The sequence below is a fragment of the Pseudomonas japonica genome (genome assembly GCF_900188455.1).
Classification (GTDB): domain Bacteria; phylum Pseudomonadota; class Gammaproteobacteria; order Pseudomonadales; family Pseudomonadaceae; genus Aquipseudomonas; species Aquipseudomonas japonica.
This window is the reverse complement of the sequence record NZ_FZOL01000016.1, coordinates 16,495-37,640: the sequence shown is the minus strand read 5'-3', so window position 1 is coordinate 37,640 and position 21,146 is coordinate 16,495. Positions and strand designations below refer to the sequence as shown.

15 protein-coding genes are annotated in these 21,146 nt (G+C 64.8%); 7 read left to right on the top strand and 8 right to left on the bottom strand.

Going from position 1 to position 21,146, the window contains the following annotated elements; all coding sequences use genetic code 11:
• Positions 1-71: 71 nt before the first annotated feature.
• Complete coding sequence (locus CHB99_RS18945; RefSeq protein WP_042125332.1) at positions 72-935, top strand: universal stress protein; 864 nt, start codon at positions 72-74, stop codon at positions 933-935.
• Positions 936-979: 44 nt separating this feature from the next.
• Here the strand turns inward: CHB99_RS18945 and CHB99_RS18940 are convergent, their stop codons facing one another.
• Together CHB99_RS18940 and CHB99_RS18935 are read right to left on the bottom strand one after the other, a co-directional pair.
• Positions 980-3,808, bottom strand: coding sequence for an RHS repeat-associated core domain-containing protein (locus CHB99_RS18940; RefSeq protein ID WP_042125334.1), 2,829 nt, complete (start codon positions 3,806-3,808; stop codon positions 980-982).
• A 256-nt stretch (positions 3,809-4,064) separates the two neighbouring features.
• The gene (locus CHB99_RS18935; protein ID WP_042125336.1) at positions 4,065-4,532 is read right to left on the bottom strand and encodes a DUF1289 domain-containing protein; all 468 of its coding nucleotides are present in this window, start codon (positions 4,530-4,532) and stop codon (positions 4,065-4,067) included.
• 403 nt (positions 4,533-4,935) lie between these two features.
• Between CHB99_RS18935 and acnB the strand changes: the two genes are divergently transcribed.
• On the top strand, positions 4,936-7,536 hold the full coding sequence (acnB, locus tag CHB99_RS18930; RefSeq protein WP_042125338.1) for a bifunctional aconitate hydratase 2/2-methylisocitrate dehydratase: 2,601 nt from the start codon (positions 4,936-4,938) through the stop codon (positions 7,534-7,536).
• Between the two features lie 227 nt (positions 7,537-7,763).
• On the opposite strand, the gene prpF is transcribed toward acnB, so the two are convergent.
• The 5 genes from prpF to CHB99_RS18905 all read right to left on the bottom strand — a co-directional run bounded on the left by prpF (position 7,764) and on the right by CHB99_RS18905 (position 14,699).
• Positions 7,764-8,954: a 2-methylaconitate cis-trans isomerase PrpF gene (gene prpF, locus CHB99_RS18925; RefSeq protein ID WP_042125341.1), complete on the bottom strand. Its 1,191-nt coding sequence runs from the start codon at positions 8,952-8,954 to the stop codon at positions 7,764-7,766.
• 155 nt (positions 8,955-9,109) lie between these two features.
• Positions 9,110-11,695, bottom strand: a complete 2,586-nt coding sequence (acnD, locus tag CHB99_RS18920; protein ID WP_042125343.1) for a Fe/S-dependent 2-methylisocitrate dehydratase AcnD — start codon at positions 11,693-11,695, stop codon at positions 9,110-9,112.
• Between the two features lie 171 nt (positions 11,696-11,866).
• Entirely contained in the window at positions 11,867-12,994 is a 1,128-nt protein-coding gene (gene prpC, locus CHB99_RS18915; protein ID WP_042125345.1) for a bifunctional 2-methylcitrate synthase/citrate synthase, read from the bottom strand.
• 107 nt (positions 12,995-13,101) lie between these two features.
• A complete protein-coding gene (gene prpB, locus CHB99_RS18910; RefSeq protein ID WP_042125347.1) occupies positions 13,102-13,992 on the bottom strand; it encodes a methylisocitrate lyase in 891 nt (296 codons plus the stop codon).
• The gene (locus CHB99_RS18905; RefSeq protein WP_042125349.1) at positions 13,989-14,699 is read right to left on the bottom strand and encodes a GntR family transcriptional regulator; all 711 of its coding nucleotides are present in this window, start codon (positions 14,697-14,699) and stop codon (positions 13,989-13,991) included. Before CHB99_RS18905 ends, prpB begins: the two co-directional genes overlap by 4 nt.
• A 290-nt stretch (positions 14,700-14,989) precedes the next feature.
• Between CHB99_RS18905 and rloA the strand changes: the two genes are divergently transcribed.
• The 4 genes from rloA (at position 14,990) to pabB (ending at position 19,499) form a co-directional block, all read left to right on the top strand.
• Complete coding sequence (rloA, locus tag CHB99_RS18900; RefSeq protein WP_042125351.1) at positions 14,990-15,526, top strand: retropepsin-like aspartic peptidase RloA; 537 nt, start codon at positions 14,990-14,992, stop codon at positions 15,524-15,526.
• Between the two features lie 5 nt (positions 15,527-15,531).
• On the top strand, positions 15,532-17,064 hold the full coding sequence (gene rloB, locus CHB99_RS18895) for an osmotic stress tolerance membrane protein RloB (RefSeq protein ID WP_042125354.1): 1,533 nt from the start codon (positions 15,532-15,534) through the stop codon (positions 17,062-17,064).
• Positions 17,064-18,047, top strand: coding sequence for an alpha-L-glutamate ligase-like protein (locus CHB99_RS18890; RefSeq protein ID WP_042125356.1), 984 nt, complete (start codon positions 17,064-17,066; stop codon positions 18,045-18,047). The genes rloB and CHB99_RS18890 overlap by 1 nt, the downstream gene beginning before the upstream one ends.
• A gap of 105 nt (positions 18,048-18,152) precedes the next feature.
• Positions 18,153-19,499, top strand: a complete 1,347-nt coding sequence (gene pabB / locus CHB99_RS18885; protein WP_042125358.1) for an aminodeoxychorismate synthase component I — start codon at positions 18,153-18,155, stop codon at positions 19,497-19,499.
• 140 nt (positions 19,500-19,639) lie between these two features.
• On the opposite strand, the gene thrH is transcribed toward pabB, so the two are convergent.
• Positions 19,640-20,257 (bottom strand): bifunctional phosphoserine phosphatase/homoserine phosphotransferase ThrH, encoded by a 618-nt coding sequence (thrH, locus tag CHB99_RS18880; protein ID WP_042125360.1) that lies wholly within the window; start codon positions 20,255-20,257, stop codon positions 19,640-19,642.
• Between the two features lie 136 nt (positions 20,258-20,393).
• On the opposite strand from thrH, the gene CHB99_RS18875 reads away from it, so the two are divergent.
• Complete coding sequence (locus tag CHB99_RS18875; protein ID WP_042125362.1) at positions 20,394-21,128, top strand: phosphoadenylyl-sulfate reductase; 735 nt, start codon at positions 20,394-20,396, stop codon at positions 21,126-21,128.
• Positions 21,129-21,146 lie beyond the last annotated feature (18 nt).

Below are 21,146 nucleotides of genomic sequence, written 5' to 3'. Positions count from 1 at the left end.
CAAGCCGCGACGCGTCGGGCGCCGACTATAGTCAGTCATTGCTCGCCATTTCCCCAAGGGAGTTCACGCTCATGCAAGCCGTCCGCAGCATTCTGGTGGTCCTCGATCCCGACCACGCCCACAGCCGCGCCCTGACCCGGGCCAAACTCATCGCCGGCGCCACCGGCGCGCGCCTGCACCTGCTGATGTGCGACCGCAAGCACGATCACAGCGCGCTGCTCAGCCTGCTGAGCAGCCAGTTGCACGACGATGGCTACGACAACGTCACCTTCGAGCAGGCCTGGCACGACACCCTTCACGAGTCGATCATCGACGTGCAGCAGGCCGAGGGCTGCGAGCTGGTGATCAAGGAACACCGCCCGGACAACCCGCTGAAGAAGGCCCTGCTCACCCCCTCCGACTGGAAGCTCCTGCGCCTGTGCCCGGCCGCGGTGCTGATGGTCAAGACCGAGCGGCCGTGGAGTGGCGGGGTGATCCTCGCCGCGGTGGATGTCGGCAACCATGACCAGGACCACCGCGTCCTGCACGGCGACATCATCGACCACGGCTACGCGATCGCCGGCCTGGCCAAGGGCGACCTGCACGTGATCAGTGCCCATCCGTCGCCAATGCTGTCGGCGGCGGATCCGGTGTACCAGCTCAAGGAAACCATCGAGCAGCGCTACCGCGAGGAATGCGCGGCGTTCCAGGCCGAATTCGATATCAGCGACGAGCGCCTGCATGTCGCCGAAGGGCCGGCGGATGTGCTTATTCCCTACACCGCCAGCAAGCTGGACGCGGTGGTGACGGTGATCGGCACCGTGGCCCGCACCGGCATCACCGGGGCGCTGATCGGCAACACCGCGGAGGTGGTGCTGGATTCGCTGGAAAGCGATGTGCTGGTGCTGAAGACGGCGGCGGCGGCGTCGCAGTTGAACGAGCTGGCGCAGGGCTGAACGCTCGCGCTGGCCGGGCGGTCCCGGCCAGCGCGAGCGGCGGGTCAGCGCCGCGCGGCGATCGCGTTCGCGCCATGGGCAATGCTGTCAGCGTTCTTCATCGCTACCCGGGCTCGCAGCAACGGCCGGGTTTCGAACTCGTTGCGTGCCTGCCGGGGGGTCATGAACTGGAATTTCCGCTGGTGGGTGTAGGTCATGATCGTCTCGTCCACCTGCTGCACCGCGAAACCATCAAGCTCGGCGATCTCATTGAACAGGGCAGCGGTATCGGTGATGTCGCTGGCCGCCACCACGCCCCGGTTGACGATCTTGTCCGAGTCGTGTCGTGGATCACCTTCCGCCAGGTAGAAGAAATCCCGCGCCCCAGGCCCCTTCACACTGATCTTCGATATGTCGCGCAAATGGGAGAACTCGTGGATAAGCGTCACGGCCCGCTCCTGCAGTGACGTGCCACTGTCGAAGAAGGCGGTATCGACCAGCACCTTGCCTTCCGGATCGTCGCTGTTGACCGCGGCATATTGTTCTGGATCGGGCGACAGAATGCGTTGGAATTTCTCGTAGCCAGGATTGGGTGACCGGTAGATCGCCATCAGGTGCGCGATCCTGTCCCAGGTGAGTACCACGTTCCAGGTCTGCATCCCGTGGGCGGGGCCGAACCAGGTCTGCATTTCGGCGTCGGGCAGTGGCTCTGGCTGGGTCGCCTTGAGCATGATGCCGCTGGCCTCGTCCAGCGCTTCGAGCACCTGGTGTCGCTCCTGGGAGGGAAAACGGGTCAGACCGGTGGTCAGGATGGCGTAGGGGGGCGTGGCGGGTCGCTTGCCTGCGGCGTGCGGCGAGCGCTGCATCAGGCCGTCGCTGTCGAAGAAACTCACCGGGTTGTTGCCGACCATGACGTACGCATTGAGTCCGTCCGCGGTGCCCGCCGGATCCGCGCTCGACCAGCGGCCAACCCAGGGCTGGTAATAACGGTGGCCGAAATAGTAGAGGCCGCTGGCATCCAGCTCCTTGCCGGAATAGCGGCGCGTCTTGAATTCCACCTCGGTATGCGCCGCCCAGATCGCGGTGCCGCCGTAGGGATAGTATTCCTCGCGGCTGATGACGGCGCCCTGGCCGTCCAGCTCCAGCCCGCAACTGCCGGTCAGCGTGGTGTAGCTGTAGCACAGCCGGTCGTTGTCGATGTCCTGCGGCTTGTCTTGCGTCCAGCGCAGGACACGGGCCATGTCCACGCGAATGACCTGCAACTGCTCACCCGACGCATCGCCGCTGCCGGAACTGCGCAGTTCCAGGCCGGGCAGATAGAGCACCCGCTGCGTGCGGTTGGCTTGCCGGGTGAATTTCAGCACCCGCTGGCTGTCGGCGTCGTAGCGGTAGTGCTCGCGATCCGCCGTGCCGTCTTCCCGGGTCGCCAACGCGACACCGCGCAACTCGGCCCGCGGCGTCCACTGCAACGCCTGGCCCGGCTGCAGGCTGCGTTGTCCGCCGGCGCCCGAGAACAGAGCATCCACTTCCTCTGGCGTGGCGGCGAGGCTGCTGAGCACGGCGCGGCAACTGCGGTCGCTGACGGTGATATCGACGGTGTGACTGCTGGCCGCGGCGGGTGCGCTGTGACGGATCTGCGTGAGGTTGGCGCCGCTGTCGTAGCAGTAGCTGCGGGTGTAGCGGGTATAGGTCGCGTCATCCAGCGCAACGGGGCCCGAGACCTGACGCCCGCCCTGCCAGCGGACGCTGGCCATTTCCCGGCCCGTGGCCTGAACCAGGCGATAGAGGCTGTCATAGCGGTAGGTGCTCTCCGGTAGCACCTCCTGGTTGCGCCAGAAACGGCGGCTTTCGGCCAGGTTGTCGATGCGCGTGACGTTGCCGACCGGATCGTATTCGTAGCGCAGGTCCTGCAACAGTGCGGCGCCCAGCGGATGTCCGGCGGGACGCTCGACGCGGATCGCGGTCAGACGCCGGGTCTGCGCCTCATATGCCTGGCTGACCTGCACGCCATTGCCATGAACCTCGTGCAACAGGCCGCCAACGGCATCGTAGGTGCGGGCATCGGCGATCATGCGTTCGGCGCCGTCCTTCAGGGTCAGCCAGCGGCCCTTGACCTGGCCGACCACGTCATAGGCGATGCGCTGGCAATGACCGGCCGCATCCGTCGAGGTGAGCGGCGCGCCGCTGGCATCGGTGCGGCTCAGACTCGTATGGGACGGGCTGTCCGGGCGCGGAAAGGCCTCCGGCGCCTGCCAGTCGACCTCGGTGGCGAAGTCGTCGGCGGCATCGAGCGGAAACCGGGTCAGCGACAGCGGCACGCCTGTGAGCGCCACCTGGTCGGTCACCAGCAGGCCCGCCGGGTCGTAGTGCCTGACACAACGTCCGGCGAGATTCAGCGCCTGCTGCGCGGGGGTAGCCCCCGCATAGACGAAGCACTCGGTGACCCGCGCCGCCTGGCCGGCAGGCTGTTCGCTGATCTGCAGCGGGCGCCCCGGCAATTGCGCATCCTCGTAGACCCAGCGACGGGTGACGATCTCGGCCTGGTCCTCGCGGTCATCGGCGAGCAGGCGAATATGGTCGAAGCGCATCGCCGGCCGACGGGCGGCATCGTTGAGGACCAGGGAGACACCGGCATCGGCGCTGCGGGTACACAGCACCTGGCCGGCCAGGTCGGTGTGCTGGCGCAGGTTGCACAGGCCCGACTCCCGCAGGCGCGGATCGGCGCTCTGCGCCAGAAAACCACGGGCGTCCCATTGATGCTGGGTGATCAGGCTTCGGGACTGGGGATCGTCGGGATGACGCAGGTAGGCGACTTCGCGCACCACCAGGCCACGGCCATCGAAGGCCTGGATATCCGGCGTATGGCGGTGTACGGCGGCCGCGGCAGTGTTCATCGTCAGTCTCCCTGAAGCTGAAACCACTGCTGATCTGTTTCGCCAATGACCGGATCGTTTTCTTGAGCATAAGGGACAGGCGAGAAAATGCGGCGGCGCCGGACGAACTGCGACCTAGGCTCTGTACGAAATGCATCCGAGCTCGCCCATGCTGCGTTGAAAACGGGCTCGGAATGCTCATTTACTCCAGTAAACTCCGCTTCCTCGCCCGTTTTCGCCTTGCCTGGCCTTCGCTCGAATACATTTCGTACAGAGCCTAGCCCAGGGCGTCCTTGAGAAAGCCCGGGGCGATATAGCGCTGGTAGTGGGCCTCGGACAGCAGGAAGAACTCGGTGTCGATGGCATCGCGCAACTGCGGCAGCTCCCAGTCGCGAAACTCCGGCAGCAGCACCAGCCCGTAGGCTTCCAGCTCGCGAATCACCCGCGCGCCGCGGGCGATCAGTTGATAGGCCCAGCAGTATTCCGACTGGTGGGCCACGTAGCGGATCTTGCGCTGCTCCAGTTGCTGGCGCAGGCGCTCGACGTCGAACACCTCCAGCTTGGCCGTCATCACCTGCACCAGCAGTTGCTCCAGGCGCAGCCAGACGGCGCGTTTCTCGTCGTCGTTGTAGCCGTTCCAGTGGATCACTTCGTGGTGGAAACGCTTGCAGCCGCGGCACACCGTGTCCCCGTAAACCGTGGAACAGAGGCCGACGCAAGGCGTCTTGATGGACTGATTGGACATGAAGGATCGACAGCGTGGCAGCGAGACAAGCGGCCATGTTAGCCCTTTGTCTAACCAGGGTCACTCGTTAAAGTCTTCACCGTCGCCTTACCTTTATCTGGAAATTGCCGTAGAATCACACCGCCTTTTTAGGCACCAATGTCCGTTAGAAGCTGTTTTCAAAGCGTCACGAGCACAGTTCATCCGGTAGAACGGCGTTGGTTCGGAAAATTCAGCCCTGAATGTTCCGAACCAGCCCTCATCAGCCTCCGTTCTACAGGCGTAAAACTTTGAAAGCAGCTTCTGTAAGGATTTCCTGCAACTCTGGCTACGCGGCTCAAAAAGCCGTATTTGCGCATGAGTGCGGATTTTCTGGATGAGCGTCCCGGACACCCATTTGGGACCACTGATGAGGGTAAAAACTGTGCTTGAAGCCTACCGCAAACATATCGAAGAGCGTGCAGCCCTGGGTATCGTTCCCCAGCCGCTCAACGCCGAACAAACCGCAGGCCTGGTCGAGCTGCTGAAAAACCCGCCGGCCGGCGAAGAAGCCTTCCTCGTTGAACTGATCACCGACCGCGTCCCGCCGGGAGTTGACGAAGCCGCCTACGTCAAGGCCGCCTTCCTCTCCGCCATCGCCAAAAACGAAGCCAAATCCCCCCTGATCGACCGCAAGCGTGCCACCGAGCTGCTGGGCACCATGCAGGGCGGCTACAACATCGCCACCCTGGTCGAGCTGCTGGATGACGCCGAGCTGGGCGCCGTCGCGGCTGAACAGCTGAAAGGCACCCTGCTGATGTTCGATGCGTTCCACGACGTGGCCGAGAAAGCCAAGTCGGGCAACGCCCACGCCAAGGCCGTCCTGGACTCCTGGGCCGCCGGCGAGTGGTTCACCTCGCGCCCGGCCATCGCCGAGAAATACACCCTGACCGTGTTCAAGGTGCCTGGCGAAACCAACACCGACGACCTGTCCCCTGCTCCGGACGCCTGGTCGCGCCCTGACATCCCGCTGCACGCCCTGGCCATGCTGAAGATGGCCCGTGACGGCATCGAGCCTTCGCAGCCTGGTTCGGTCGGCCCGCTGGCACAGATCGAAGCGGTCAAGGCCAAGGGCTTCCCGGTCGCCTACGTCGGTGACGTGGTCGGTACCGGTTCCTCGCGCAAATCCGCAACCAACTCCGTGCTGTGGTTCTTCGGCGACGACATCCCGCACGTGCCGAACAAGCGCGGCGGTGGTTTCTGCTTCGGCACCAAGATCGCCCCGATCTTCTACAACACCATGGAAGACGCCGGCGCCCTGCCGATCGAATTCGACTGCACCAACCTGGCCATGGGCGACGTCATCGACGTGTACCCGTTCAAGGGTGAAGTCCGTCGTCACGGCAGCGACGAACTGGTCACCAGCTTCGAGCTGAAGACCGAAGTACTGCTCGACGAAGTCCGCGCTGGCGGCCGTATCCCGCTGATCGTCGGCCGCGGCCTGACCGAGAAGGCGCGTGCCGAACTGGGCCTGGGCGCTTCCGACCTGTTCAAGAAGCCAGAGCAGCCAGTCGACACCGGCAAGGGCTACACCCTGGCGCAGAAGATGGTCGGCAAGGCCTGCGGCGTGACCGGCGTACGTCCGGGCACCTACTGCGAGCCGAAGATGACCACCGTCGGTTCCCAGGACACCACTGGCCCGATGACCCGCGACGAGCTGAAAGACCTGGCCTGCCTGGGCTTCTCCGCCGACCTGGTCATGCAGTCGTTCTGCCACACCGCGGCCTATCCGAAGCCGATCGACGTCAACACCCACCACACCCTGCCGGATTTCATCCGCACCCGTGGCGGCGTGTCCCTGCGTCCAGGCGACGGCATCATCCACAGCTGGCTGAACCGCATGCTGATGCCTGACACCGTCGGCACCGGTGGCGACTCGCACACCCGCTTCCCGATCGGCATCTCCTTCCCGGCCGGTTCCGGCCTGGTGGCCTTCGCCGCCGCCACCGGCGTCATGCCGCTGGACATGCCGGAGTCGATCCTGGTTCGCTTCAAGGGCAAGCTGCAACCTGGCATCACCCTGCGCGACCTGGTTCACGCCATCCCTTACTACGCGATCCAGAAAGGCCTGCTGACCGTCGAGAAGAAAGGCAAGATCAACGCCTTCTCCGGCCGCATCCTGGAGATCGAAGGCCTGAACGACCTGACCGTCGAGCAAGCGTTCGAACTGTCCGACGCCTCGGCCGAGCGTTCCGCCGCCGGCTGCACCATCAAGCTGCCGGAAAAGGCCATCGCCGAGTACCTGCAGTCCAACATCACCCTGCTGCGCTGGATGATCGGTGAAGGCTACGGCGACGCCCGTACCCTGGAGCGCCGTGCACAGGCGATGGAAGCCTGGCTGGCCAACCCCGAGCTGCTGTCCGCCGATGCCGACGCCGAATACGCCGAGATCATCGAAATCGACCTGGCCGACGTCAAGGAGCCTGTGCTCTGCGCGCCGAACGACCCGGACGACGCCCGTCTGCTCTCGACCGTACAGGGCGAGAAGATCGACGAAGTGTTCATCGGTTCGTGCATGACCAACATCGGTCACTTCCGCGCTGCCGGCAAGCTGCTGGAGAAGGTCAAGGGTGGCATTCCGACCCGTCTGTGGCTGGCTCCGCCAACCAAGATGGACGCCCACCAGCTGACCGAGGAAGGCTACTACGGCATCTACGGCAAGGCTGGCGCGCGCATGGAAATGCCAGGCTGCTCGCTGTGCATGGGTAACCAGGCACGTGTGCAGACCGGTTCGACCGTGGTCTCCACTTCGACCCGTAACTTCCCGAACCGTCTGGGCGACGCTACCAACGTGTACCTGGCTTCGGCCGAGCTGGCCGCGGTCGCTTCGATCCTCGGCAAGCTGCCGACCATCGAGGAGTACATGGAGTACGCGAAGAACATCGACAGCATGGCTGCCGACGTTTACCGCTACCTGAGCTTCGACCAGATCGCCGAGTTCCGCGAAGCGGCTGAGAACGCCAAGATCCCGGCCGTTCAGGTTTAAGCTGGACCTGCGTTGAAGGAGCCCCGCCATCTGGTGGGGCTTTTTTATGCGCGGTGTTTTCGGGGACCGCGCTGCGGTCCTTCGCAGGCAAGCCAGCTCCTACAACAGTAGCGCGATGCCCTGTAGGAGCGTGGCTTGCCCGCGAAGGCCTGCGAAGCAGGCCCAGAAACAAAAAAGCGGTGTCCGCCTCACGACGGACACCGCTTCTCGAAGCCAGCGAAGAGGCGTTAGAACGAGTCTCCCGGCACCCTCACCCAGCCTTCCATCAACACCCGCGCACTACGGCTCATGATGGCCTTGGTCACCGTCCACTCACCATTCACCTGCTGCGCCTGCGCCCCAACGCGCAAGGTGCCGGACGGATGCCCGAAACGCACCGCCTCACGCTCGCCGCCACCGGCCGCCAGGTTCACCAGCGTGCCCGGAATCGCCGCGGCGGTGCCGATGGCCACTGCGGCGGTGCCCATCATCGCGTGGTGCAGCTTGCCCATGGACAACGCACGCACCAGCAGGTCGATATCCCCCGCCGAAACCTGCTTGCCACTGGACGACAGGTAGTCCGCCGGCGGCGCGACGAACGCCACCTTCGGCGTGTGCTGGCGCCCCGCCGCTTCGTCCACATGCTTGATCAGCCCCATGCGCACCGCGCCGTGAGCACGAATGGTCTCGAAACGCGCCAGCGCCTCGGCATCGCCGTTGATCGCTTCCTGCAGTTCGGTACCGGTGTAACCGATGGCCTGGGCATTGACGAAGATGGTCGGGATGCCGGCGTTGATCAGGGTCACGTCGAGGGTTCCGACACCCGGCACCTCCAGGCGATCCACCAGGTTGCCGGTGGGGAACATCGAACCGCCGTCGCCGTCTTCGTCGGCCGCCGGGTCGAGGAATTCCAGTTGCACCTCGGCCGCCGGGAAGGTCACACCGTCCAGTTCGAAGTCACCGGTTTCCTGGACTTCACCGTTGGTGATCGGTACGTGGGCGATGATGGTCTTGCCGATATTGGCCTGCCAGATGCGCACGGTGGCGATGCCGTTGTCCGGGATGCGACTGGCTTCGACCAGGCCGGCGCTGATGGCGAAGGAACCCACCGCCGCCGACAGGTTGCCGCAGTTGCCGCTCCAGTCGACGAAGGCCTTGTCGATGGAGACCTGACCGAACAGGTAGTCGACGTCATGTTCCGGCTTGATGCTGCGCGACAGGATCACCGTCTTGCTGGTGCTGGAGGTGGCTCCGCCCATGCCGTCGATCTGCTTGCCGTAGGGATCTGGGCTGCCGATCACCCGCAGCAGCAGGGCGTCGCGGGCGGCACCCGGGAGTTGCGCGGCTTCGGGCAGGTCCTGCAGGTTGAAGAACACACCCTTGCTGGTGCCACCACGGATGTAGGTGGCGGGGATCTTGATTTGCGGTACGTGGGGCATTTGAGTCTGTTCCTGTCATTCGATGTGTGGAAACCCCATCGCAGGCTGCGCCAGCTCCCACAAGGTCCTCGGCGACACGGACCCTGTGGGAGCTGGCGCAGCCTGCGATGAGGCCCGGACAGCCAACCTCACTGCCCGGGCCTTGCCGCTATCTGTCAGGCAGTCCCTTCCAGGAAGTCCTGGGCAAACCGCTGCAACACCCCGCCCGCTTCGTAGATCGACACCTCTTCGGCGGTATCCAGGCGGCAGGTCACCGGCACCTCGACGCGCTCGCCGTTGCGACGGGTCACCACCAGGGTCAGGGTCGCCCGCGGCGTGCGCTCGCCGACCACGTCGTACAGTTCGCTGCCATCCAGTTCGAGGGTGTTGCGGTTGGTCCCCGGCTTGAACTCCAGCGGCAGCACGCCCATGCCCACCAGGTTGGTGCGGTGGATACGCTCGAAGCCCTCGGCGACGATCGCCTCGACCCCCGCCAGACGCACGCCCTTGGCCGCCCAGTCACGGGACGAGCCCTGGCCGTAGTCGGCGCCGGCGACGATGATCAGCGGCTGCTTGCGCTCCATGTAGGTCTCGATGGCTTCCCACATGCGGGTGACCTTGCCTTCCGGCTCGATCCGCGCCAGCGAACCCTGCTTGACCTTGCCGTTTTCCTGGACCATTTCGTTGAACAGTTTCGGGTTGGCGAAGGTGGCGCGCTGGGCGGTCAGGTGATCGCCGCGGTGGGTCGCGTAGGAGTTGAAGTCCTCTTCCGGCAGGCCCATTTTCGCCAGGTATTCGCCGGCCGCGCTGTCCATCATGATGGCGTTGGACGGCGACAGGTGGTCGGTGGTGATGTTGTCCGGCAGCACCGCCAGCGGACGCATGCCCTTGAGCGTGCGCTCGCCGGCCAGGGCGCCTTCCCAGTAAGGCGGACGGCGGATGTAGGTGCTCATCGGCCGCCAGTCGTACAGCGGCGCGACTTTCGGGCCCTTGTCTTCCTCGATGGCGAACATCGGGATGTACACCTGGCGGAACTGCTCCGGTTTCACCGAAGCGCGCACCACCGCATCGATTTCCTCGTCGCTCGGCCAGATGTCCTTGAGGCGGATTTCCTTGCCGTCGACCACACCCAGCACATCCTTCTCGATATCGAAGCGGATGGTCCCGGCGATGGCGTAGGCCACCACCAGCGGCGGCGAGGCGAGGAAGGCCTGCTTGGCGTACGGGTGGATGCGGCCGTCGAAGTTGCGGTTACCCGACAGCACGGCGGTGGCGTACAGGTCGCGGTCGATGATTTCCTGCTGGATCTTCGGATCCAGCGCACCGGACATGCCGTTGCAGGTGGTGCAGGCGAACGCCACCACGCCGAAGCCCAGTTGCTCCAGGTCGTCGGTCAGACCGGCTTCGTCCAGGTACAGGGCGACGGTTTTCGAGCCCGGCGCCAGCGACGACTTGACCCATGGCTTGCGGGTCAGGCCCAGCTTGTTGGCGTTGCGCGCCAGCAGGCCGGCGGCGATGACGTTGCGCGGGTTGCTGGTGTTGGTGCAGCTGGTGATGGCGGCGATGATCACCGCGCCGTCCGGCATCTGCCCCGGGACTTCCTCCCAGGCGCCGGCGATGCCCTTGGCCGCCAGGTCGCTGGTAGCAACGCGAGCGTGCGGGTTGGACGGACCGGCCATGTTGCGCACGACGCTGGACAGGTCGAAGCTCAGCACGCGCTCGTAGACCGCGTTGGCCAGGCTGTCGGCCCACAGGCCCGCTGCTTTTGCGTAGGTTTCCACCAGCTTGACCTGCTGCTCTTCGCGGCCGGTCAGCTTGAGGTAGTCGATGGTCTGCTGGTCGATGGCGAACATCGCCGCGGTGGCGCCGTATTCCGGGGCCATGTTGGAGATGGTCGCGCGGTCGCCGAGGGTCAGGGCACGAGCGCCCTCGCCATGGAACTCCAGGTAGGCGCCGACCACCTTCTGCTTGCGCAGGAATTCGGTCAGGGCCAGGACCACGTCAGTGGCGGTGATGCCGGGTTGCGGCTTGCCGGTCAGCTCGACGCCGACGATTTCCGGCAGGCGCATCCACGAGGCACGACCGAGCATGACGTTCTCGGCTTCCAGGCCACCGACACCGATGGCGATCACGCCCAGGGCATCGACGTGAGGGGTGTGGCTGTCGGTGCCGACGCAGGTATCGGGATAGGCCACGCCACGTTCGGCATGGATCACCGGGGACATCTTCTCCAGGTTGATCTGGTGCATGATGCCGTTGCCCGGCTGGATCACGTCGACGTTCTTGAACGCCTTCTTGGTCCAGTTGATGAAGTGGAAACGGTCTTCGTTGCGGCGATCCTCGATGGCACGGTTCTTCTCGAACGCCTGCGGGTCGAAGCCGCCGCATTCCACCGCCAGCGAGTGGTCGACGATCAGCTGGACCGGCACCACCGGGTTGACCTGGGCCGGGTCGCCGCCCTTGTCGGCGATCGCGTCGCGCAGACCGGCGAGGTCGACCAGCGCGGTCTGGCCAAGGATGTCATGGCACACGACGCGGGCCGGGAACCAGGGGAAGTCGAGGTCGCGCTTGCGCTCGATCAACTGGCTCAGGGAGGCATTCAGGGTCGCCGGGGCGCAGCGGCGCACCAGGTTTTCCGCGAGGACGCGGGAGGTATAGGGCAGGCGGTCATAGGCGCCCGGCTCGATCGCATCGACCGCCGCGCGGGCGTCGAAATAGTCCAGGCCGGTGCCTGGCAGGGACTTGCGGAATTCGGTGTTCATGGTCAGGTCGGCTCGGTCACGGGTGTTCAATGGCGGGCCCTGTAAGCCCCCCACTGTAGGAGCGAGCTTGCTCGCGATAGCGATCTGGTCGGCGACGATGTCGGTCCTGCTGACGCCATCGCGAGCAAGCTCGCTCCTACAGGGAAAGGGCCATGGGCGGGCTTCTGTTTATCAGCGCTGCTCGATCGGCACGTACGCGCGCTGCTCGACGCCGGTGTACTCGGCGCTCGGGCGGATGATGCGGTTGTTGGCGCGCTGCTCGAAGACGTGCGCCGCCCAGCCGGTCAGGCGCGAGCAGACGAAGATCGGGGTGAACAGCTTGGTCGGGATGCCCATGAAGTGGTACGCCGAGGCATGGTAGAAGTCGGCGTTGGGGAACAGCTTCTTCTGCTCCCACATGGTCTTGTCGATGGCTTCCGAGACCGGGTACAGCACGGTGTCGCCCACTTCGTCGGCGAGCTTTTTCGACCAGCCCTTGATCACCTCGTTGCGCGGATCGGACTCTTTGTAGATCGCGTGGCCGAAGCCCATGATCTTGTCCTTGCGCTCCAGCATCTTCAACAGTTCGGCCACGGCGTCCTGCGGGCTCTGGAAGCGCTCGATCAGTTCCATCGCCGCCTCGTTGGCACCGCCGTGCAGCGGGCCGCGCAGCGAACCGATGGCCGCGGTGACGCAGGAGTACAGGTCGGACAGGGTCGAGGCACAGACCCGCGCGGTGAAGGTCGAAGCGTTGAATTCGTGCTCGGCGTAGAGGATCAGCGAGACGTTCATCACCTTGACGTGCAGCTCGCTCGGCTTCTTGCCGTGCAGCAGGTGCAGGAAGTGGCCGCCGATGGTGTCTTCGTCGCTGGTGCAGTCGATGCGCACACCGTGGTGGCTGAAGCGGTACCAGTAGCACATCACCGCCGGGAACAGCGCCAGCAGGCGGTCGGTCTTGTCACGCTGCTGGTCGAAGTCCAGCTCCGGCTCCAGGGTGCCGAGCACCGACGAACCGGTGCGCATGACGTCCATCGGATGAGCATCGGCGGGAATGCGCTCGAGCACTTCCTTCAGCGCCTGCGGCAGGTCGCGCAGGGTTTTCAGGCGGGCCTGGTACTCGGCCAGTTGCGCCTTGTTCGGCAGTTCTCCATAGAGCAGCAGGTAGGCGACTTCCTCGAACAGGGCATTGGCCGCCAGGTCGCGCACGTCGTAGCCGCGGTAGGTCAGGCCGGCGCCGGCCTGACCGACGGTCGACAGTGCGGTCTGCCCGGCCACCTGGCCACGCAGGCCGGCACCGCTGAGTACTTTTGCTTCGGCCATGGGATATCTCCTCTCTTGAATTTGTTATGCAAGCTTCTGGCTAATCGTTATCCGGTGTCTGTACCGGCCTCTTCGCGAGCAAGCTCGCACCCACAGAGACGCGGGACTCAGCCTTTCTTCTGTGCGAACAGGGCGTCGAGGCTCTGCTCGAAGGCGTGGTAGTTGATGGCGTCGTACAGCTCCATGCGGGTCTGCATGGTGTCGATCACGTTCTTCTGCGTGCCGTCGCGGCGCAGCGCGGCGTAGACGTTCTCGGCGGCCTTGTTCATGGCGCGGAACGCCGACAACGGGTACAGCGCCAGGGACACGTCGGCCGAAGCCAGTTCCTCGGTGGTGTACAGCGGGGTCGCGCCGAATTCGGTGATGTTGGCCAGGATCGGTGCGCGCACGCGGTCGGCGAAGGTCTTGTACATCGACAGTTCGGTGATGGCTTCCGGGAAGATCATGTCGGCGCCGGCCTCGATGCACGCGGCGGCGCGGTCCAGGGCGGCTTCCAGGCCTTCGACCGCCAGCGCGTCGGTGCGCGCCATGATCACGAAGCTGTCATCGGTACGGGCATCGACGGCGGCCTTGATGCGGTCGACCATCTCCTGCTGCGAGACGATTTCCTTGTTCGGACGGTGGCCACAGCGCTTGGCGCCGACCTGGTCCTCGATATGGATGGCGGCGGCGCCGAACTTGATCATCGACTTCACGGTGCGGGCGACGTTGAACGCCGAGGCGCCGAAGCCGGTGTCGACATCCACCAGCAGCGGCAGGTCGCAGACGTCGGTGATGCGGCGCACGTCGGTGAGCACGTCATCCAGACCGGTGATGCCCAGGTCCGGCAGGCCCAGGGAGCCGGCGGCGACACCGCCACCGGAGAGGTAGATGGCCTTGAACCCGGCGCGCTTGGCCAGCAGGGCGTGGTTGGCATTGATCGCACCGACGACCTGCAGCGGGTGCTCGGCGGCTACCGCGTCGCGAAAGCGCTGGCCGGGACTGCTTTTCTGACTCATGACTCACCTCGTGGGCTAGTGGCGTCCAGGTAATGACGCTCGATATTGCGTTTGGAAGCGCCGATGTGACGGCGCATCAGGAGTTCCGCCAGCTCGCCGTCACGGTCGGCGATGGCATCGAGAATCCGGTGGTGTTCGGCGAAGGCCTGGCGCGGCCGGTTGGGCGTCGCCGAGAACTGGATGCGGTACATGCGCACCAGCTGGTACAGCTCGCCGCAGAGCATCTTGACCAGGGTCTTGTTGCCGCTGCCCTGGATGATCCGGTAGTGGAAGTCGTAGTCGCCTTCCTGCTGGTAGTAGCCGACCCCGGCCTGGAACGCGGCGTCGCGCTCGTGGGTGTCGAGCACCCGGCGCAGTTCATCGATCTCCGCTACGCTCATGCGTTCAGCGGCCAGGCGACAGGCCATGCCTTCGAGGGATTCGCGGATTTCGTAGAGCTCGATCAGCTCGGCGTGGCTCAGGGATACCACCCGCGCCCCGACATGCGGTACGCGCACCAGCAGGCGCTGGCCTTCCAGGCGATGGATGGCCTCGCGCAGCGGGCCGCGGCTGATGCCGTAGGTGCGCGCCAGTTCAGGCTCGGAAATCTTGCTGCCCGGGGCGATCTCGCCCTTGACGATGGCCGCCTGGATGCGTCGGAAGACGTTTTCGGAGAGGGTCTCCGACTCGTCCTGGACGATTCCGGGCATTTGCACTGTGTCCAGCATGATTGTCGACACCTTTGGAAATCAATGCGACAAAACTAGCCAAATCACCCGGCGGAGTCAAAGACAAAATGAATATTGTCGACAATCGTCTAAGAGCGAACTTCAGGGGTCGCGGCGTTGTCAGAGTGGCGCGGCTGGCGTTGCACTATCACCGTGATAGAATGCCGCCGCCTCATTTTTTGTGGCATGGATAGTGTGTCTGTCATCAATTTGTGCCAGACGAACGAGGAGCTAGCGCAGAAACTGCCGGTGGCCTTGCCCGTACACCCCACAGCATTGCGCCAGGATCTATGAGACTTTCGCCACTTCTATTGTTGCTCAGCCTCTGTTTGTCGCCGCTCATGGCCCAGGCGACAGGCAAGACCGTCTATGGCCTGAACGAATACGCCCGGCTCGGCGGCATCGACCTGGAAGTCGCCGCCAAACTCGACACCGGGGCCAAGACCGCCTCTCTCAGTGCCCGCGACATCAAGCGCTTCAAGCGCAACGGCGAGTCCTGGGTACGTTTCTACCTGGCGATCGACGCCGCCCATTCCCACCCGATCGAACGCCCGCTGGCCCGCGTCAGCAAGATCAAGCGCCGCGCCGGCGACTACGACCCGGACGAAGGCAAGGCCTACACCGCCCGCCCGGTGATCGCCCTGAACATATGCATGGGCAACGCCCTGCGCGAAATCGAAGTCAACCTCACCGACCGCAGCGCCTTCCAGTATCCGCTGCTGATCGGCTCCGAGGCTCTCAAGCACTTCGACGCACTGGTCGACCCAAGCCTTAAATACGCTGCCGGCAAGCCCGCCTGCGCCACTGACGCTCACACCGCAGAGTAATTCCGATGCGCTCTCTTACCCTTCATCTGAAAGTCCTGATCACCGTGCTGGTGCTATTGGGCGTGCTGATCACGGCCTATCAGATCTTCTTCCTCGGCATCCCGGTGACCGAGGACGAAACCGACGACCTGTGGAACATCGACGCCAAGGTCGAGTTCGTCGCCAGTCCGAAAGACCCGGTGAAAGTGCAGATGTACGTGCCGCCGCTGAGCCATGACTACGTCAGCCTCAACGAGAGCTTCATCTCCAACAACTACGGGGTCAGCGTCAACCGTGTCGACGGCAACCGCAAGGTGACCTGGTCGGCCCGTCGCGCCAGCGGCAACCAGACGCTCTACTACCGCCTGGTCCTGACCAAGCGCTACAGCAGCGAGAAGCCCAAGATCAAGGGCCCGACCTTCCGCGACAGCCTGCCGGTGGAAGGCCCGGAAAAGATCGCCGCCGAAGCCCTGATGGCGCCGATCCGCCAGCACTCGGCGGACGTCGAGACCTTCGTCAGCGAGACCATCAAGCGCGTCAACAACCTCAACGACGACAACGTCAAGCTGCTCCTGGCCGGCGACACCTCGGTGCAGAAGAAGGCCAAGATCATCGACCTGCTGCTGTCCATCGCCCACGTGCCGCTGGAGCGCGTGCAGACCATCCGCCTGGTCGCCGACCAGCCGCAGACCCCGGAACTCTGGCTGCGCAGCTTCAACGGCAACGAGTGGCTGTACTTCAACCCGGACACCGGCGAACAGGGCCTGCCCAGTGACCGCCTGCTGTGGTGGACCGGTGACGACAACCTGATCACCGTCGACGGCGGCAAGAAGGTCAACGTCAGCTTCAGCCTGAACAACAGCGAGATGAACGCCATCCGCCTGGCCAAGCTGACCGACGAGAACACCGACGCCGACTTCCTCGAATACTCCCTCTACGGCCTGCCGCTGCAGACCCAGCAGACCTTCATGATCATGGTGATGATCCCGATCGGCGTGCTGGTGATCCTGATCCTGCGCAACCTGATCGGCCTGCAGACCCTCGGCACCTTCACCCCGGTACTGATCGCCCTGGCCTTCCGCGAGACCCAGCTGGGCTTCGGTATCGTCCTGTTCACCGTGATCACCGCCCTCGGCCTGTCGCTGCGCTCCTACCTTGAGCACCTCAAGCTGCAGATGCTGCCGCGCCTGTCGGTGGTGCTGACCTTCGTCGTGGTGCTGATCGCCGCGATCAGCCTGTTCAGCCACAAGCTGGGGCTGGAGCGCGGCCTGTCGGTGGCGCTGTTCCCGATGGTGATCCTGACCATGACCATCGAGCGCCTGTCCATCACCTGGGAAGAGCGCGGCGGCGGCCACGCCATGAAAGTCGCCATCGGCACCCTGTTCGCCGCCTCCCTGGCGCACCTGCTGATGAGCGTGCCGGAGCTGGTGTACTTCGTCTTCACCTTCCCGGCGGTGCTGCTGATCCTGGTGGGCTTCATGCTGGCGATGGGTCGCTACCGCGGCTACCGCCTGACGGAGCTGGTTCGTTTCAAGGCTTTCGTGAAGGCTGACGCCTGATGTTCGGACTCTGGAAAACCTGGAAGGCCCTGGAAGCCCGGGGCATCATGGGTATCAACCGGCGCAACGCGGACTACGTCCTGAAGTACAACAAGCGCCATCTGTACCCGATCGTCGACGACAAGATCATCACCAAGGAGCGGGCGATCCGGGCCGGCATCCACGTGCCGGAGATGTACGGGATCATCTCCACCGAAAAGGAGATCGAGAAACTCGACGAGATCATCGGCGGGCGCAGCGACTTCGTCATCAAGCCGGCCCAGGGCGCCGGCGGTGACGGCATCATGGTCATCGCCGACCGCTTCGAGGACCGCTACCGCACGGTCTCGGGCAAGATCATCAGCCACGAGGAAATCGAGCACCAGATCTCCAGCATCCTCACCGGCCTGTACTCCCTCGGCGGGCACCGCGACCGCGCGCTGATCGAGTACCGGGTGACCCCGGACCAGATCTTCAAGAGCATCAGCTACGAAGGCGTGCCGGACATCCGCATCATCGTGCTGATGGGCTACCCGGTGATGGCCATGCTGCGCCTGCCGACCCGCCAGTCCGGCGGCAAGGCCAACCTGCACCAGGGCGCCATCGGCGTCGGTGTCGACCTCGCCACCGGCGTGACCCTGCGCGGCACCTGGCTGAACAACATCATCAGCAAGCATCCGGACACCACCAACGCGGTGGACGGCGTGCAACTGCCGAACTGGGACGGCTTCATGAAGCTCGCCGCCGGCTGCTACGAGCTGTGCGGCCTGGGCTACATCGGCGTGGACATGGTCCTGGACCAGGACAAGGGCCCGCTGATCCTCGAACTCAACGCCCGCCCCGGCCTGAACATCCAGATCGCCAACGACTGCGGCCTGACCCAGCGCACCCATGCCATCGAGGCACACCTGGAGGCGCTGGCCAAGGACGGCAGGCAGGAAACCCCGGAGGAGCGCGTGCGCTTCGCCCAGCAGTTGTTCGGTCACGTCCCCTCGCGCCAGTAACCTCGACGCCCCGCCGCCCATGCGCGCGGGGCGCTGGTTTACCCCTAGGAGCAATCGTTTCGGGGGACTACAATGCCTGCCCCGCCTAGCGACCCGTCCAGACGAATGCCGACCTGCACCGTTGTTCCCCTGCCCTACCAGCCCGATCCGGCCGCCTATTTCGCCCGCGTGCGCCATGCCCCCGGTGCCGTGCTGCTCGACAGCGCCCGCCCCGGTGCCGAGCGCGGACGCTTCGACCTGCTCAGCGCCTGGCCGCTGCGCAGCCTGGTGGCGCAACCCGGCGAAAGCGGAACGGCGTATCTGCAGCGCCTGCGGGACGGTCTGGCCGAACTGGGTGAGGCGCAATTGCCAGCCGGGCTGGAACTGCCCTTCGCGGGCGGTCTCATCGGTTACCTGAGCTACGACTTCGGTCGGCGCCTGGAGCACCTGCCGCACATCGCCCGCGATGATCTCGGCCTGGCCGACGCCACCCTCGGGTTGTATGCCTGGGCACTGATCAGCGATCACCAGTTGGGCACCAGCCAGTTGCTGTTCCACCCGGCATTGCCGGCGGACGAACGCCAGCGCCTGAGCGATCTGTTCAGCCAGCCGGCGCCGCCCGATACCGGCGCCGGTTTCCGCCTCGACACCCCGATGCGCGGCGACCTCAGTGCCGACGACTATCGCCAGGCCTTCGAGCGCGTCCAGCAGTACATCCAGGCCGGCGACTGCTACCAGATCAACCTGACCCAGCGCTTCCGCGCGCCCTGCCAGGGCGATCCCTGGAGTGCCTACCTGGCCCTGCGCGCGGCCTGCCCTACGCCCTTCTCGGGGTTCCAGGTGCTGGACGATGGCAGCGCCCTGCTCAGCCTGTCACCGGAGCGCTTCATCCGGGTCAGCGCCGGCCAGGTGGAAACCCGCCCGATCAAGGGCACCCGGCCGCGCAGTGCCGATCCGATCGAGGATCGCGCCAACGGCGAAGCGCTGCTGGCCAGCACCAAGGACCGCGCCGAGAATCTGATGATCGTCGACCTCCTGCGCAACGACCTTGGCCGCACCTGCGAGATCGGCTCGGTGCGGGTGCCGGAGCTGTTCAGCCTGGAGAGTTATCCCAACGTGCACCACATGGTCAGCAGCGTCACCGGTCGCCTGGCGCCGGGCAAGGACGCGCTGGACCTGATCGCCGGCAGCTTCCCCGGCGGCTCGATCACCGGTGCGCCGAAGATCCGCGCGATGCAGATCATCGACGAGCTGGAACCGAGCCGGCGCGCGCTGTATTGCGGATCGTTGCTGTATGTGGACGTGCGCGGCGAGATGGACAGCTCGATCGCCATTCGCAGTTTGCTGGTGAAGGATGGCCAGGTGTGCTGCTGGGGTGGCGGCGCGGTGGTGGCGGACTCGGACTGGGAGGCGGAGTACCAGGAGTCGATCACCAAGGTGAAGGTGTTGCTGGAGACGCTGGCCTCACTGTGAATGGCACCCCTCACTCGTAGGAGCGCGGCTTGCCCGCGAAGGACCGCAACGCGGTCCCCATATCGGTGAGGCCTGGGACCGCTTTGCGGTCCTTCGCGGGCAAGCCACGCTCCTACGGTAACGCTATGGCCGCGCCGGTTTCAGAGACTCAAGGTCCGGTTGGAAGCCTTGATGAACTCCCGCTTCAACGCCTCGAAATCATGCACCGCCGGGAACTGCGGGAACTCGCGGATCACGTTGTCCGGCGCGTGGAACAGGATCCCCGCATCCGCCTCGCCGAGCATGGTGGTGTCGTTGTACGAGTCGCCCGCGGCGATCACCCGGTAGTACAGGCTCTTGAACGCCAGCACCGACTGACGCTTGGGATCCTTCTGGCGCAACTGGTAGCTGACCACGCGATCGGTCTCGTCGGTGATCAGGCGATGGCACAGCAGGGTCGGGAAGCCCAGTTGACGCATCAGCGGCTGGGAGAATTCGTAGAAGGTGTCGGAGAGGATCACCACCTGGAAGCGCTCGCGCAGCCAGTCGACGAACTCCACCGCACCGTCCAGCGGCTTGAGGGTGGCGATCACCGCCTGGATGTCGGACAGCTTCAGGCCGTGCTCATCGAGGATCCGCAGACGTTGCTTCATCAGTACGTCGTAGTCCGGAATGTCACGGGTGGTGGCCCGCAGCGATTCGATTCCGGTTTTCTCCGCGAAGGCGATCCAGATTTCCGGGACCAGTACGCCTTCCAGATCGAGACAGGCAATTTCCACAGCACACTCCTCGAACAACGCCAAAAATGGAAGGCGCACTCTAAGCGCAGCGATGCGACCCGTCTACCCGGCATTTTTTGGTAACATCTGCCTCATTACGAGCGCCAAGCGCCATTCAATGACCGGAAGCCGCCTGATGAGCCAACCCTTCGACGTCGCCGCCCTGGCCGCGACCTACGCCAACAAATCCCCGCAGGACATCCTCAAGCTCGCCTTCGAGCACTTCGGTGACGACCTGTGGATTTCCTTCAGCGGCGCCGAGGACGTGGTGCTGGTGGACATGGCCTGGAAGCTGAACAAGAACGTCAAGGTCTTCAGCCTCGACACCGGGCGCCTGCACCCGGAGACCTACCGCTTCATCGACCAAGTCCGCGAGCACTACAAGCTGCCGATCGAGATCCTCTCGCCGGATCGCGACAAGCTCGATCCGTTCGTCAAGGAAAAGGGCCTGTTCAGTTTCTACAAGGACGGCCACGGCGAGTGCTGCGGCGTGCGCAAGATCGAACCGCTGCGGCGCAAGCTGGCCACGGTCACCGCCTGGGCCACCGGCCAGCGCCGCGACCAGAGCCCGGGCACCCGCAGCCAGGTGGCGGCCCTGGAAATCGACAGCGCCTTCTCCACCCCGGAGCGCACCCTGTACAAGTTCAACCCGCTGGCGCAGATGACCAGCGAGGAAGTCTGGGGCTACATCCGCATGCTCGAACTGCCCTACAACAGCCTGCACGAACGCGGCTTCATCAGCATCGGCTGCGAACCCTGCACCCGCCCGGTACTGCCGAACCAGCACGAGCGCGAAGGGCGCTGGTGGTGGGAAGAGTCGACCCAGAAGGAATGCGGGCTGCATGCCGGCAACCTGATCAGCAAGGGCTGATCGACGGAAACGAAAAAA

Bases quoted from the DNA above. Each gene is read 5' to 3' on its own strand.
- rloA (WP_042125351.1), top strand. From the start codon at position 14,990: ATGAGACTTTCGCCACTTCTATTGTTGCTCAGCCTCTGTTTGTCGCCG.
- prpB (WP_042125347.1), bottom strand. From the start codon at position 13,992: ATGAGTCAGAAAAGCAGTCCCGGCCAGCGCTTTCGCGACGCGGTAGCC.
- CHB99_RS18890 (WP_042125356.1), top strand. From the start codon at position 17,064: ATGTTCGGACTCTGGAAAACCTGGAAGGCCCTGGAAGCCCGGGGCATC.
- CHB99_RS18905 (WP_042125349.1), bottom strand. From the start codon at position 14,699: ATGCTGGACACAGTGCAAATGCCCGGAATCGTCCAGGACGAGTCGGAG.
- acnD (WP_042125343.1), bottom strand. From the start codon at position 11,695: ATGAACACCGAATTCCGCAAGTCCCTGCCAGGCACCGGCCTGGACTAT.
- pabB (WP_042125358.1), top strand. From the start codon at position 18,153: ATGCCGACCTGCACCGTTGTTCCCCTGCCCTACCAGCCCGATCCGGCC.
- prpF (WP_042125341.1), bottom strand. From the start codon at position 8,954: ATGCCCCACGTACCGCAAATCAAGATCCCCGCCACCTACATCCGTGGT.
- CHB99_RS18875 (WP_042125362.1), top strand. From the start codon at position 20,394: ATGAGCCAACCCTTCGACGTCGCCGCCCTGGCCGCGACCTACGCCAAC.
- CHB99_RS18935 (WP_042125336.1), bottom strand. From the start codon at position 4,532: ATGTCCAATCAGTCCATCAAGACGCCTTGCGTCGGCCTCTGTTCCACG.
- CHB99_RS18945 (WP_042125332.1), top strand. From the start codon at position 72: ATGCAAGCCGTCCGCAGCATTCTGGTGGTCCTCGATCCCGACCACGCC.
- rloB (WP_042125354.1), top strand. From the start codon at position 15,532: ATGCGCTCTCTTACCCTTCATCTGAAAGTCCTGATCACCGTGCTGGTG.
- CHB99_RS18940 (WP_042125334.1), bottom strand. From the start codon at position 3,808: ATGAACACTGCCGCGGCCGCCGTACACCGCCATACGCCGGATATCCAG.
- prpC (WP_042125345.1), bottom strand. From the start codon at position 12,994: ATGGCCGAAGCAAAAGTACTCAGCGGTGCCGGCCTGCGTGGCCAGGTG.